This window comes from Microbacterium timonense (assembly GCF_900292075.1).
Lineage (GTDB): Bacteria > Actinomycetota > Actinomycetes > Actinomycetales > Microbacteriaceae > Microbacterium > Microbacterium timonense.
Genome location: NZ_OLMV01000003.1, coordinates 17,700 through 31,960, shown reverse-complemented (window position 1 = coordinate 31,960; position 14,261 = coordinate 17,700). Strand labels below are relative to the sequence as shown.

Annotated in this window: 14 protein-coding genes; 13 read left to right on the top strand and 1 reads right to left on the bottom strand. The window is 68.3% G+C overall.

What is annotated here, in order from left to right; translation table 11 throughout:
* The first annotated feature begins 163 nt into the window (after window positions 1–163).
* The 13 genes from C9992_RS09470 (at window position 164) to C9992_RS09410 (ending at window position 12,682) form a co-directional block, all read left to right on the top strand.
* Window positions 164–1,459: an ABC transporter substrate-binding protein gene (locus C9992_RS09470; protein WP_106815378.1), complete on the top strand. Its 1,296-nt coding sequence runs from the start codon at window positions 164–166 to the stop codon at window positions 1,457–1,459.
* A gap of 76 nt (window positions 1,460–1,535) precedes the next feature.
* Complete coding sequence (locus C9992_RS09465; protein ID WP_106815377.1) at window positions 1,536–2,495, top strand: carbohydrate ABC transporter permease; 960 nt, start codon at window positions 1,536–1,538, stop codon at window positions 2,493–2,495.
* Window position 2,496: 1 nt separating this feature from the next.
* Window positions 2,497–3,333: a carbohydrate ABC transporter permease gene (locus C9992_RS09460; RefSeq protein ID WP_106815376.1), complete on the top strand. Its 837-nt coding sequence runs from the start codon at window positions 2,497–2,499 to the stop codon at window positions 3,331–3,333.
* Window positions 3,334–3,423: 90 nt separating this feature from the next.
* Complete coding sequence (locus C9992_RS09455; protein WP_106815375.1) at window positions 3,424–4,218, top strand: TIM barrel protein; 795 nt, start codon at window positions 3,424–3,426, stop codon at window positions 4,216–4,218.
* Window positions 4,215–5,771, top strand: a complete 1,557-nt coding sequence (locus C9992_RS09450) for a GMC oxidoreductase (RefSeq protein ID WP_106815374.1) — start codon at window positions 4,215–4,217, stop codon at window positions 5,769–5,771. Before C9992_RS09455 ends, C9992_RS09450 begins: the two co-directional genes overlap by 4 nt.
* 13 nt (window positions 5,772–5,784) lie before the next feature.
* Window positions 5,785–6,189, top strand: coding sequence for a C-glycoside deglycosidase beta subunit domain-containing protein (locus C9992_RS09445; protein WP_106815373.1), 405 nt, complete (start codon window positions 5,785–5,787; stop codon window positions 6,187–6,189).
* Window positions 6,186–7,316 (top strand): sugar phosphate isomerase/epimerase family protein, encoded by a 1,131-nt coding sequence (locus tag C9992_RS09440; protein ID WP_106815372.1) that lies wholly within the window; start codon window positions 6,186–6,188, stop codon window positions 7,314–7,316. Before C9992_RS09445 ends, C9992_RS09440 begins: the two co-directional genes overlap by 4 nt.
* Entirely contained in the window at window positions 7,313–8,365 is a 1,053-nt protein-coding gene (locus C9992_RS09435) for a sugar phosphate isomerase/epimerase family protein (RefSeq protein WP_106815371.1), read from the top strand. The genes C9992_RS09440 and C9992_RS09435 overlap by 4 nt, the downstream gene beginning before the upstream one ends.
* The gene (locus tag C9992_RS09430) at window positions 8,358–9,140 is read left to right on the top strand and encodes a nuclear transport factor 2 family protein (RefSeq protein WP_106815370.1); all 783 of its coding nucleotides are present in this window, start codon (window positions 8,358–8,360) and stop codon (window positions 9,138–9,140) included. Before C9992_RS09435 ends, C9992_RS09430 begins: the two co-directional genes overlap by 8 nt.
* 8 nt (window positions 9,141–9,148) lie before the next feature.
* Entirely contained in the window at window positions 9,149–9,565 is a 417-nt protein-coding gene (locus tag C9992_RS09425) for a C-glycoside deglycosidase beta subunit domain-containing protein (protein ID WP_106815369.1), read from the top strand.
* Window positions 9,562–10,767, top strand: a complete 1,206-nt coding sequence (locus tag C9992_RS09420) for a Gfo/Idh/MocA family protein (protein ID WP_106815368.1) — start codon at window positions 9,562–9,564, stop codon at window positions 10,765–10,767. The genes C9992_RS09425 and C9992_RS09420 overlap by 4 nt, the downstream gene beginning before the upstream one ends.
* Window positions 10,768–10,769: 2 nt before the next feature.
* Complete coding sequence (locus tag C9992_RS09415) at window positions 10,770–11,813, top strand: sugar phosphate isomerase/epimerase family protein (RefSeq protein ID WP_106815367.1); 1,044 nt, start codon at window positions 10,770–10,772, stop codon at window positions 11,811–11,813.
* Window positions 11,813–12,682 carry a ThuA domain-containing protein gene (locus C9992_RS09410; RefSeq protein WP_106815366.1) on the top strand — a complete coding sequence of 290 codons (870 nt, stop codon included), beginning with the start codon at window positions 11,813–11,815 and terminating at the stop codon, window positions 12,680–12,682. Before C9992_RS09415 ends, C9992_RS09410 begins: the two co-directional genes overlap by 1 nt.
* A gap of 63 nt (window positions 12,683–12,745) precedes the next feature.
* Here C9992_RS09410 and C9992_RS18395 read toward each other — a convergent pair whose 3' ends face one another.
* Entirely contained in the window at window positions 12,746–14,218 is a 1,473-nt protein-coding gene (locus C9992_RS18395) for a sugar phosphate isomerase/epimerase (RefSeq protein ID WP_235008164.1), read from the bottom strand.
* Between the last annotated feature and the right edge of the window lie 43 nt (window positions 14,219–14,261).

The following is a 14,261-nucleotide window of genomic DNA, read 5'->3' as shown; positions in this document are numbered from 1 at the left end:
CCTCTGCGCCGTGCCCGGCGCCGGCAAGAGGCGGTCCCCTCAGGGTTATGCACGGTATCGCCAATACTTATGTGTGTTTCTGGCGCATCGCGGACATACTGGGATCACAGCACAGGCGCTCGACTGGGTGAGCCGCCGACAACGAAGTCAAGAAAGGCTGGACATGACACAGCACAGTTCCTCGGCCCGGCGACGGGGTGCGATCATCGCCGCCCCGCTCATCGGTGCCCTGCTTCTCGCCGGCTGCTCAGCCTCCGGCGGCGCGGATGACGACGGCTCGGGTGCCACCGAGTTCTCCTTCACCTTCGCCACCTCCAACAACCTGGAGAGCCCGTACGAGACGCTGGCGAAGGCGTACATGGACGCCAACCCGGATGTCACGATCACCACCAATCCCACGCCGAACGACAAGTACGGCGAGACCATCCGCACCCAGTTCCAGGCGGGCAACGCCGCTGATGTGGTGCAGACCACTCCGGGCTCGGGCGACGCGCGGGGGATCATCCCGCTCGCCGAGGCGGGGTTCCTCGAGCCGCTCGGAGAGACCGCGTCCTCACTCGTGCCGGCCGGCAGCGAGACGATCTTCGAGATCGACGGCGAGGTCTACGGTCAGCCGATGGACTTCACGATCGCGGCCGTCGTCGCCAGCATGGGGACCGCCGCCATGAACGGCCTGGACGAGTGGCCGGCCACCGAGGCGGAGCTCTACGACGCGTGCTCGGCACTGCAGGCGGACGGCAAGTCCCTCCTCGCCCTCGCCGGCGCGGCCGGGCCGAACGCCGGTCTCACGGCGCAGGGCATCGCGGCCACCCGCGTGTACGCCGAGACGCCGGACTGGAACGAGCAGCGTGCCGCAGGGGAGACGACGTTCGCCGAGAGCGAGGGCTGGGCCGACACGCTTCAGACGATCCTCGATCTCAATGAGGGCGGCTGCTTCCAGCCCGGCGCCGAGGGCGGTGGATTCGACGCCATCACTAATGGTCTCGCGCAGGGCACTTCGGTTGGAAGCTTCATCCCTTCCGGCGCGGCCATCGAGATCGCCAAGGCCGCGCCGGCGGAGGCGGACTTCAAGGTGCAGCCCTTCCCCGCCGCTGACGGGGGCGAGCCGTACATCGTGGCGAGCTCGAACTACACGATCTCGATCAACGCCGCGTCGAAGAAGAAGGATGCCGCGGCCGAGTTCGTGGAGTGGCTCGCGACGCCGGAGGCGCAGAAGATCTACTACGAGGCGTCGGGCGAGCTTCCCATCTCGTCCTACCAGGACATGGATCTGAGCGACACGATCTACTCCACCGTGGTCGATCTGCTGGCCGAGGGATCGTACACACCGCTGCCGAACAACATCTGGCCCAATCCTGCGGTCTACGAGGCGCTGCAGGTGGGCGTGCAGGGCCTGCTGACCGGGCAGAAGACCATCGACCAGGTGCTCCAGGACATGGACACCGCCTGGGGCGACTGAACCCGCCGGCCGCCCGGGCCTCCGGTCCGGGCGGCCATGCCGGCCTCCGCACGATGACGTACGAAGACGAGGAATCATGACCGCGACGTTGAACTCCGAGACGGAAGCGCTGATCGTCCCCAAGCGCGATCGCCGCGGACGTCGGCGCGACACCGCTCCCCGGCGGCCGGGCCTGCTCGCGTTCGGCTATTGGTGGTGGGCTCTGCCCGGCATCCTCCTCGTGCTCGCGATCCACTACGTCGCGACGGCCATCGGCGGGTTCTTCGCCTTCACCGATTGGTCCGGCATCGGCGACTTCAGCTGGATCGGCCTGGACAACTTCGTCGCCATCTTCAGCGATCCCACGCAGATCGGCGCCGTCACCAACACGCTGTTCCTCGCGTTCGCGTCGGTCATCCTCAGCAACGTCGCAGGGCTCGCGCTGGCGCTGGGCCTGAACCGCGGTCTGAAGACCCGCTACGCGCTGCGGGTTCTGTTCTTCATGCCCGTCGTGCTCAGCCCGCTGGCGGTGTCGTACGTCTGGAAGTTCATCTTCGACTACAACGGGCCGATCAACGGCGTCCTGCGTGCGATGGGGCTCGGCGAGTTCGCGAAGGCATGGGTCGCTGACCCGACCTGGGCGATCTGGACGGTCCTCATCGTGATCGTGTGGCAGAACACCGGCTTCGCCATGGTGATCTACATGGCAGGGCTCGCTGCCGTGCCCGTGGAGATCGAGGAGGCGGCGGCGATCGACGGGGCGAACCTGCGCCAGAGGTTCTGGCATGTCACGCTTCCGTCGATCCGTCCGGCGGTGGCGATCGCGACCACGCTCGGGCTCGTCAACGGCCTCCGTGTGTTCGACCAGATCATGGCGCTGACCGGAGGCGGACCGGCCGGGGCCACGGAGACACTTGCGACGCAGGTCTACAAGGAGTCGTTCGCGCTCGGCAACTTCGGCTTCGGAGCCGCGCTGGCGCTCGTGCTCACGCTCATCATCCTGGTCTTCGCCGTCATCCAGCAGCGAGTGACCAACGGTCGTCCCGAGGAGGCCTGACATGTTCCGCTACACCAAGCTCACGGGACTGCGCGAGGTCCTCTTCTGGGTCCTCGCGGTCCTCTTCCTCGCTCCCTTCTACTTCCTCGTCACGACAGCGCTGAAGTCCGACCAGGAGGTGCTGACCACCTCGAACCTCGCGCCGCCGTCGAATCCCGACTTCAGCAACTTCACCGAGGTGCTCACCGCTCAGGGCAACTCCAACGTGCTGCAGGGTCTTCTCAACAGCGTGATCATCACGGCGGGCAGCATCCTCGGACTGGTCCTGCTGGGTGCACTCACCGGGTACGTCATCGCGCGCAGCACCCGGCGGTGGAGTCGCGCGGTGTTCTATCTGTTCCTCATCGCGATCGTGCTGCCGACGCAGCTGGGCACCGTGCCGCTCTACATCGGCGCGCGGGCGGTCGGTCTCACCGGCTCCCTCTGGGGGATGATCCTGCTGTACACGGGGATGCTGCTGCCGCTGTCGATCTTCCTCTACGCCGGCTTCTTCCGCGGCCTCGGAACCGAGTACGAGGAGGCGGCGACGATCGACGGCGCATCCCGGACCCAGATCTTCTTCCGCGTGGTGCTGCCGCTCATGTCGCCCGCGACCGGAACGGTCGCGATCCTGGCCGGACTGATCGTCTGGAACGACTTCTTCACATCGCTGATCTTCCTCGGCGGCTCCGCCAATCAGACGCTCCCGGTGGCCATGTACTACTACATCGGCTCGCTGGTCTCGTCGTGGAACAAGATCTTCGCGATCGTGATCGTCTCGATGATCCCCATTCTCGCGTTCTACCTCTTCGCCCAGAAGCGCTTCATCCAGGGCTTCGCCGGGGGCCTCAAGGGCTGAGCCCTCCGGCGATCCGAGGGCGACCCAGCACCCGAGATGCTGCGGCACCTCCCGTGACCATTCGACGTTCCGACACCATCAGGAGACACCGTGTATCAGCTCGCGCCCAACATCGAACTGCTCTTCACCGAGGCCGGCGACTACCACGATCGGGTGCGCGCGGCCGCCGCGGCAGGCTTCACGGCGGTCGAGATGTGGGGGCCGACGGGAGTCGACGCCCCGGCGACGCCCAAGGACCTGCCCGCGCTCAAAGCAGCCCTCGAAGAGACGGGCACCCGGCTCACCGCCCAGCTCGCCGAGCCCCGGACCCAGTTCATGATCCCGCCGTGGGACCACTCGGAGTTCTACCGCAAGCTCGACGAGGGTGTCGCGATCGCACAGGACCTCGGCTGCCCGCGGATCGTCGTCGGCAGTGGCACCGGTTTCGGCGGCTGGAAGCGCCAGGTGCAGCTCGACAAGCTCGTCGAGATCTACCAGAAGGCGATCGGGCAGATCGACGGCTCCGGCATCACCCTCGTCCTCGAACCCGTGAACGTCCGCGTCGATCACCCGGGGTCGCTGCTGGACCGCACGGCGGAAGCCGTGTACGTCGCACGCGGGGTGGACTCGCCCTTCTTCGGCGTGCTCTACGACATCTACCACTCGGCCGTGGAGGGTGAGGACATGGGCGCAGAGCTCGCCCATGCGGGTGACCTCATCAGGTACGTCCAGCTGGCCGACGCCCCCGGACGGGGTGAGCCCGGCAGCGGCTCCCTCGACTGGGCGGAGCGCCTCGGCCTCCTCCGCGCCGCCGGCTACGAGGGGCCGATCGGCCTCGAGTACTACCCGACGCAGGAGTCTGAGGCATCCGTCGCCCTGATCCGAGAGCTGGCGGCCTCGGCATGAGCAGGTATCCCTCCTCGGTCGACGTCGCCATCGTCGGCAGCGGTCCGACCGGAGCGGCATACGCCCGCATCTTGAGCGAGGAGGCGCCGGAGGCGTCGATCGCGATGTTCGAGGTCGGTCCCACGGTGTCGGATCCGCCCGGCGCGCACGTGAAGAACATCGAGGACGCCGATCGCCGCGCCGAGGCGCAGCGGCGATCCGAGGGTCCGGGAGCCGGTGCGGCGACCGTGAACAACCCGGGAGCCGTCACCTCCGGGATGCGCCGCGCCCGACCGGGGACTTATCTGCTCTTGGAGGGGTACCAGGCAGAGGGCGAGGACGGCCTTCCCGTGGTCGCCTTCTCGAGCAACGTCGGCGGCATGGCGGCCCACTGGACCGCCGCCTGCCCCCGGCCGGGCGGAAGCGAACGGATCACGTTCCTGCCCGACATGGACGAGCTCCTCGACGAGGCTGATCGGCTTCTGGGAGTGACGACGGATGCCTTCGACTCGGCGCCGTTCACGGCCCTGGTGCGCGAGCGGCTCGCCGCCGCGGTCGACGAGGGCCGGGTCGACCAGACGAAGGTGCAGCGGATGCCGCTCGCGGTGCACCGCCGCGACGACGGCAGGCTGGTGTGGTCGGGCTCCGACGTCGTGCTCGGCGACGTGACCCGAGCAAACGCGAACTTCTCGCTGTTCGACGAATCCCTCGTGACGCGCGTGATCGTCGTGGAGGGGCGGGCAACGGGTGTCGCCGTGCGGGACCTGCGTACCGGCGCGGCATACGAGGTGGCGGCGCGCTTCGTGGTGGTCGCGGCCGATGCGCTGCGGACGCCGCAAGTGCTGTGGGCCTCGGGTGTCCGGCCGCCGGCGCTCGGACGCATGCTCAACGACCAGGCCCAGGTGGTCTACGCCGCCCGGCTTCGTGACGTGGAGCCACCGGCGCAGGACCAGGTCGCGGCATCGGGAGCGCTCACTGAGCAGAGCGGCGTGAGCTGGGTGCCGTTCACTGACGACGTGCCGTTCCATGGGCAGATCATGCAGCTCGATGCGTCGCCGGTGCCGCTCGCGGACGACGACCCCGTCATCCCCGGATCGATCGTGGGGCTCGGGCTGTTCTGTGCGAAGGACCTGCAGTGGGATGACCGTGTCGAGTTCTCGGAGGACGACCAGGACTTCTACGGCATGCCTGCGATGCGCATCCACTACACCCTCACCGAGCGCGACCACGCGGTGCTCGACCGCGCGCGGGCGCAGATCGTCGAGCTGGCGAAGGCGGTCGGCGAACCCCTCGGCGACCGGCCGTTCACGATGCCGCTCGGAGCCTCGCTGCACTATCAGGGCACCACGCGCATGGGTGCGGCCGACGACGGTCGCAGCGTGTGCGGACCCGACAGCGAGGTGTGGGGAGTCGCGGGTCTCTACGTGGCCGGGAACAACGTGATCCCGACGGCGACCGCGTGCAACCCGACGTTGACGTCCGTCGCACTCGCCGTGCGCGGGGCTCGCCGCATCGCCGGTGAGCTTGCTTATGTCGGAAACAGACATTACACTGCAGGAACAAGGACAAAGTAGTCAGGAGAATGACGTGATCCCCGATCGCATCATCGAGCAGGGAACGCTCACGATCGACGGCGGTCGCGCCGCGGTCGAGGTGCGGCTCCCGTGGTACCGGGCGCTTCCCGCGTCATGCATCGCCGGCGCGAGCCTCACGGTGGACGGTGTCGAGGCCCCGGCCGAGTCGCTGCGCTGGGAGATGAACGGCCGCACGTTCACGTTCGACGAGCTCGTGCCGAACACCGAGGAGTGGTGGTTCCCCACCGACTCGGCGGTGCTCTCGGGCGATATCGCCCTCGACGGCGACGACGAGCACAAGGTGGAGGTCGGGCTCGTCCTCTTCATCCCGTACATCGTCATCGGTGACGACGAGGTGCTCCACATCGAGGAGCGCGACGCCAAGACCATGACCGCACGGAAGGCGGTGGCGGCATGACCCCTCGACAGGGCCAGGAGGACGCCGTGCTCGGCTCGCCCATCCAGGGCGTCACGCTCTACAGCTTCACCCGCGCCTTCCACGGCCGGGAGTACGACCTCGAGGGACTTGTCCGCAAGGTCGCCGCGGACGGCTTCGGCCCGGGGCTGGAGATCATCGGGTTCTCCAGCTTCCGCGGCTTCCCCGAGATCGACGACCGGTTCGCCGGCTGGTTCCGTGACCTCATCGACGAGACCGGGCTGGTGACGACATCGCTGGCCGTCAACGCCGACATCGGCATCCACCGCGACCGCCTCCTGACGCAGGACGAGCTGCTCGAGTACATGCGCCGGCAGATCGCGGCCGCGGCGAAACTGGGCTTCCCGATCGCGCGCGTGCAGATCTCGATCACGCCCGATTCGATGGAGGCGCTGGCCCCGATCGCCGAGAAGTACGGCGTCACGCTCGCCCTCGAAGTCCACGCCGACCAGTACGCATCCCACCCGCGGATCCTGGCGCTGCGCGACCGCTACGAGAAGGTCGGCTCCCCCTTCCTCGGCTTCACGATGGACTGGGGTGCCACCGTGACCGGCTTCGCCCCATCGCTCATCGAGGCCTACCGCCGTCGCGGTGCGTCGGAGGAGCTGCTGGCCGCGGTCACGGGTCTGTGGGACGAGTTCTACCGACAGGGTCCGCCCGCCGACCAGGCCGAGCACGGTCAGCGCTTCGGCCGGTTCATCGGGCTCGCCGCCCAGTACGGACGTCCCGACCTCGGAATCGACTTCGGCATCAACGGCACGGGGCTGTTCGGTCCGGCGCGCGTAGACGACTGGCTCGAGATCTTCCCCTGGATCAAGCACGTGCACGGCAAGTTCTTCGGCATCGACGAGCATCGCGAGGAGCCGTCCGTCCCGGTGCGCGATCTCATCCGTCTGCTCGTCGAGAACGGCTACAACGGCGCGATCTCGAGCGAGTACGAGGGCTGGCACTGGAATCACTGGCAGAGCCCCTTCGAGATCATCCGAGACGAGCAGGCTGTGCAGCGCTCTGCCGCCCGGGACGCCGGCTCACGCATGACCACCGACCTGGCCGAAGCGCGGGCGCAGCTCGCCGCCTGGCTGCCCACAACCGAAGGAGCATCCGCATGAGCGACGAGCACGGCATCGCCGGCACCGGGATCAAGCTCGGAACCACCCTCTACTCGATGACCAGCGAGTTCGCTGCGGGCCTGTACACGCCCGAGACGCTGATCCGCGCCGTCCATGACGAAGGGATCGGCCCCGGCATCGAGTTCAACATCGCGCAGCTGCTGCGCACGTATCCCGACGTGGACGACGCGTTCGTGAAGCTGTGGTTCGACAGCCTGGAGAGGTACGGGCTGGAGGCCAGCGCCATCGGCACCAACCTCGACATGGGGCGCCGCAAGGACCGCGACATGACTCCCGACGAGGAGCACGACTTCCTCGCCCGCCAGCTCAAGACCGCGCACACGCTGGGCTTCACGCGCGTCGTGATCCGCTCGCACGGCAAGGAGCTGCTGCGCAGCCTCCTGCCGCTCGCAGAGAAGTACGACCAGAAGCTGGGCTACGAGATCCACGCCCCTTCGGGGCCCAACGATCCGCATGTGCTGCAGATCCGCGAGATGTACGACGAGCTCCAGTCCGACCGGCTGGGCTTCACCGCCGACTTCTCGTCGACGATGCACAGCCTGTCGCCCACGCTGCTGCGCACCCTGGCGCAGATGGGAATGGACGAGAAGCACTTCCCCGTGATGGACGAGATCTGGCACGAGCCGACCCCCATGCACGTGCGCAATCAGAAGTTCGAGGACTACCTCACCGCAGAAGGGGTCGACCCGCTGCGGTTCGGCCCCTTCACCCGGCTGGCATTCAACATGCACGGCCTGGTGCCGCCGGAGGAGTGGCTGGACATCATGCCCCAGATCTTCCATGTGCACGCGAAGTTCTACGACATCGGCGCAGACGGCGAAGAGCCCGCGATGGACATTCCGCGCATCGTGCGCCAGTTCGTGGAGGGCGGCTACCAGGGGTACCTCTCCAGCGAGTGGGAGGGCCACGCCTTCTCGGACCTCGGCGAGGCAGACCCGGTCGAACTCGTCAAGAAGCAGCACGCGCTCATGCGCAAGGCCATCGAAGACACCGTTGCCCAGCAGCCGAAGGAGACCGCCGATGTCTGACACCACCACCGACATCTCGGTCGCGGCCCTTGCCGCCGAGCTCGCCGACCTTCGCGAGCAGCTCGCCGCCGCCCAGCGTCTGGCTCAGCGAGCGGAGGACAGGGGCCAGGTCGAGAACCTCTTCAACCGGTACATGTATCTGCACAATGCGTTCCAGGACGAGCAGATCATCCCGCTGTGGGTGAAGGAGGGCACCGAGGGCATCCGCGCCCGGTACACGAACGCCGGGCAGTACACCACGTGGGAGAGCGTCACCAGGTATCACCGCGACCGCCCCACGCCGGTCGGCAAGCTGATCCTCCACGCCACCACGACGCCCGTCATCGAGGTCGCGGGTGACGGCCGCACCGCGAAGGGCGTCTGGCTGATGGCGGGGACCGAATCGGGGCTCACCGACCCGAAGGTGGCCGAGGCGTTCCCCGACATGTACTCGCCCCAGGAGGTGCTCGGCAAGAAGGTCTGGGCGCACTGGGTCTGGTGCAAGTACGCCATCGACTTCCTCAAGCAGGACGGCGAGTGGAAATTCTGGAAGTTCCGCTGCTACGAGCTTGCCCGCGCGCCCTTCGAAGAGAACTGGGTCAGCTTCGGCCTGAAGAACCAGGGCGCGTTCGATCTGGACCTCATGTACTTCGGCGATGACGGCAAGCCCGTCTTCATGCCGCCCGCCGACGAGCCGGTCCCATCGACCAACCACCCGTACAGCCCCGAGACGGTGCAGAAGCTCGAACCGGTTCCGCCGGTCGCCCACGAGCATTTCACCGACACCTTCGCCTAGGAGAGACCATGGCCACTCACAACTCGCTCTTCTCCGAGAAGGACGTCCGCCGCACCGACGACGGCATCGCCGTCTCGGTGCAGCTGCCCTGGTACCGGAGCCTGTGGCTCTCGGCTGTCGACGATGTCGCGGCCTCCGTCAACGGCACGCCCGTCGCCCGCGAGGACCTCCGGTTCGAGCTGCAGGGCCGCGCGTACCGCATCGACGAGCTGCCCGAGCAGTCCGAGACGCTCTGGTTCGTCGCCGACCGCCCCGACGTGCTGATCCACCTCGCTGAGGTGCCGGCACCGGGCGAGAAGCTCACGGTCGAGGTCGTCCTGACCATGCGCCTGCTGTACATGCAGATCATGCCCGGCACCGATGGCGGACCCGGCCGCTACGTCACCAACCGCGTCCCCGTCGAGCGCGAGGTCGTGCTGGCATGAGCCTTCGACAGGCTCAGAACGGCGCGCTTCGCGTGGCGATGATCGGGTACGGCTTCATGGGGGCCGCGCACTCGGTCGGGTGGCGGCAGGCGCCGCGCGTGTTCGCACTGCCGGAGAGCGTCGAGATGGCGGTGATCGTCGGGCGGAACGCGGGGGCGGTGGCGGATGCCGCGGCCCGGTGGGGCTGGCAGGAGTCGGCGACCGACTGGCGCGAAGTCATCGCGCGCGACGACATCGACATCGTCGACATCGTGACGCCGGGCGACTCGCACGCCGAGATCGCCATCGCCGCGCTGGAGGCCGGCAAGCACGTGCTGTGCGAGAAGCCACTGGCGAACACCGTCGAAGAAGCGGAGGCGATGGCCGATGCCGCATCCCGCGCCGCCGCCCGCGGTGTGCGGTCGATGGTGGGCTTCACGTACCGACGGGTTCCGGCCGTGACGTTCCTGCGCGACCTCGTCGCGCAGGGCGCGGTCGGGCGGATCGCGCAGGTGCGCGCCGCGTACCGGCAGGACTGGCTCGTCGACCCGCAGATGCCACTCGCCTGGCGTCTGCAGAAGGAGCACGCGGGTTCCGGTGCACTGGGAGACATCGGTGCGCACATCATCGACATGACCCAGTTCGTGACGGGACTCTCGGTCGACGCGGTCTCCGGCGTGATCGACACGATCGTCAAGGAACGACCGCTTCAGGGGTCTGGTTCGGGACTGTCGGGCACCGCGGTCGAGGGCTATGGCGAAGTCACGGTCGACGACGTCGCCATCTTCACGGGTCGCCTGTCCACGGGCGCCCTCGTCTCGTTCGAGGCGTCACGCTTCGCGACGGGCCGCAAGAACGATCTCTCGATCGAGGTGTCCGGCGACAAGGGTGCGCTGCGCTTCGACCTGGAGGACCTCAACACGCTCTGGTTCTACGACCGCACGGCGCCCGAGGCGACACAGGGATTCACCCGCATCCTCGTGACCGAGTCGCAGCATCCGTATGTCGACGCCTGGTGGCCCGCCGGCCACATGCTGGGCTACGAGCACGGGTTCAGCCACCAGGTCGTCGACCTCGTGCACGCGATCGTGGAGGGCGCGGACCCGCACCCCTCGTTCGCCGAGGGTCTGTCCGTCCAGCGCGTGCTCGCCGCCGTCGAAGAGAGCTCGCGGCGTGACTCGGCCTGGGTCCACGTCGATGCCGACGTCGCAGTGAAGGGTTAGAGATGCCGCGTCCGATCACACTGTTCACCGGCCAGTGGGCCGACCTGCCGTTCGAAGAGGTCGCGCGCCTGGCCGGCGAGTGGGGCTATGACGGCCTCGAGATCGCCTGCTGGGGTGATCACCTCGACGTCTCGCGATGGGATGACGCAGACTACGTGCAGTCGCGGCTCGACATCCTCGAGCGCAACGGCCTCGCCGTCTACGCGATCTCCAACCACCTGACGGGTCAGGCGGTGTGCGACGATCCGATCGACGCGCGGCACCGCGACATCCTGTCGGACCGGGTGTGGGGCGACGGCGATCCGGAGGGCGTGCGTCAGCGCGCCGCGGAGGACATGAAGAACACGGCCCGGCTCGCCGCACAACTCGGCGTGAAGACGGTCAACGGATTCACCGGGTCGTCGATCTGGAAGGCCGTGGCGATGTTCCCGCCCGCCTCCGACGAGTGGATCGACGCCGGCTACAGGGATTTCGCCGAACGGTGGAACCCGATCCTCGACGTCTTCGAGGAGGTCGGGGTGCGCTTCGGCCTCGAGGTGCACCCGTCCGAGATCGCGTACGACTACTGGACCGCCAAGCGCGCGCTCGAGGCGATCGGCCACCGCAAGAGCTTCGGCCTGAACTTCGACCCGTCCCACTTCATGTGGCAGCAGCTGGATCCGGTGGCGTTCGTGCTCGACTTCGCCGACCACATCTTCCACGTCCACGTGAAGGAGTCGGTGACGAGCCTCGACGGGCGCAACGGCGTGCTGGGCTCGCACCTGCCCTGGGCCAGCCCGCGTCGCGGCTGGACCTTCGTCTCGACCGGTCACGGCCAGGTGCCGTGGGAGCCGCTGTTCCGCGCCCTGAACGCGATCGGCTACGACGGACCGACCTCCGTCGAGTGGGAGGACGCGGGCATGGACCGCCTCGACGGTGCACCGGAGGCGCTCGCGTTCGTCCGCAAGCTCAACGCCATCACGCCACCGGCCGCCGCGTTCGACGCGGCGTTCTCCACCAAGACCGACGTGAGATCACCCGCTCAGCCGGGCCCCGGGAGACCTTGATGACCAGCACCCTCAACGTCCTCATCCTCTCGGGCCACATGACCCGAGAGCACGACAACGAGTTCCGCAGCTTCCGGCAGCACAACCAGTGGCTCACGACGCTACTCGAGGACACCGGGCGGTTCCACGTCCGCGTCGTCGAGGATCCCCGCGGCCTCGGCCCGGGGATCATCGACAAGTACGACGCGGTCATCGTGGTCTTCGAGGGCCGAGACGGGTACCACGAGAAGGCCGTCGGCTTCGGACCGGAGACGGATGCGGCGCTCTTGAAGTTCGTGCACGACGACGGCAAGGGCATCATCTGGTTCCACGGCTCCGCTGCGCAGGAGGACGACTGGGGGTATCCCGACGAGTACAACGTCATGCGCGGCTCGCGTCTCACCGTCGCCGGAGGGCTTCGCCCTCGCCCATGGGGAGAGGCGCAGCTCGACACGACCGAGCCGCGGCATCCCATCACCGAAGGGATCAGCGCCCGCTGGACCGTGACAGGCGACGACATCCTCACGGGCGTGCAGATCCTGGACGGCGCGCGCGTGCTGCTGACCACATTCGACGACCTGGAGTCGTACGAGCGGGCACCGGCCTGGCCGATGTCGCACTATCCGGTGGCCATCCCGCCGGAGGGGATCGCCGCCCTGCCGGGGATGAACACCGATCAGCCCATCGCCTGGATCAACGAATACGGCAGGGGCCGCTCGTTCACCATCACGATCGGGCACGACATCGACACGTTCCGTCGCATCGAGTTCATCCGCATGTTCCCGCGAGGCGTGGAATGGGCGGCGACGGGCGAGGTCACCCTGCACGGGCCCGATCGCCGGGGCGAGCGGCGCTTCCTCCCGTGGCCGTACTACCACCACGAGGGGTGAGGCGGCGCAGCGTGCCGAAGGGCCGGACGCAAGCGTCCGGCCCTTTCCGGTAGCCCGCGGGGGTCAGCGCGTGGCACTCACGGCAGAGAGCGCGTCACGGGCGAGGCCGAGGTGCGCGCGAGTCATCTCGGCCGGGTCGGCGTCGAGCCACTCGTGACCACCCCACTCGCTCGTGAGGGTTCCCGTGAATCCGGTGCGGGACAAGGCCGCGCCGATCTCACCGATGGGGCGCGAGACGCGTCCGTCCGAGTCCTCGAGATCCCAGAACTTCAGATGCACGCCGGCGGTGAGGGGGAGGAGCGGTTCCAGGTCAGCCATCTGGGAGCGGCCGAAGCGCACCAGAAGGTTCATGAAGAGCGTGTGCACGGCGGGCGGGACGTCGCCGCCGCGCAGGGCGGCCACCACCGCGGTGTGCGTCTCGGGTGCGCGCCACTCGTGCTCGAGTCGCCGAAGAAGCGCCTCGTCGATTCCGCCGCGCCGCAGCTCCTCCAGGTAGCTGAGGGGCAGCGACGGCATGAGCATGCTGATGTCGATCAGGACGCGGATACGCGGGTCGGCCAGCTGCTGCAGCAGCTCGAGGTTGGTCGCCACGGCGGGCACGTCGAGCGCCTGCTGTCCCTGGATCTCCTCGTAGAGGATGAGGCCGAGGTCCTCGAGCACCGGCTGGACCCGGCGCAGCAGCTCCCGCCCCGCCTGCCCGAACGGCACGCGCACTCCGAGCGCGCCGACCCTCGCGGCTGCCCGCAGCTGCGGGAGAAGGAACGTGAGACGTTCCTCCTCCGTGCGTCGGCGAGGCGGCAGCGCCCAGTCGTCCAGGCTGGCGCCCACGATGGTGACGGCGCCGCCGAGCGCTGCAACCCGCTCTCTCAGCTCGTCGACCTCCGCGTCCGCCGGCTCGGGAAAGGACCGCCAGACCTGGCCCGCCTCGATCTCGATCGTCTTCGACACCCCGGACGCGATGATTCCGACGGCGATGTCGTTCACCGCCTGGTCGGCGCGGATGACGCGCGATGTCCAGTTGAATGCGCTGGCCGAAAGCGTCCAGACGTCATCGTCCTCGTCTTCCCGCCCCGCGCTCGCGTCGCCGTGGGAGGGGCCACGCGAAGGAGAGAGGGGTGCAGCGGACGATGGCCTGTCGCCGGAAGCGGTGGCACCGAGGACCGGATCCTCGACGCGGAGCACCTGCTCGGCGCGGAAGGGGAGCGCAACCGGTCCCGCGGGCCCTGCCTGGAGATACGGCACGAGAAGCGTGAACGACACGCGCACGTCGTGAGCTCCGGGAGCCAGCGCTCGGTCGCCGTGCAGCTCGAGCCGGTCCTGGATGAACCACCAGCCGGTCGCCGCGGCGAGCTCCTGCGACGTCGGCGACGCGCCGGCCACGCCGACTTTCACCGGCGCGGGCTCCGCATCGATCGTCACCTCGAGGTCTGTCACGCTCGCCAGAGGCAGAGATCGGATCCACGGCAGGCTGAGGCGCAGGACGAACCCGGTCGCCGTGGCAGAGAGCGCGTCGTCCAGCAGCAGCGGCAACGTCATCGGGCTCGCTCCTTCATGTCACTCCAGCCCCGACGAGGCTTTA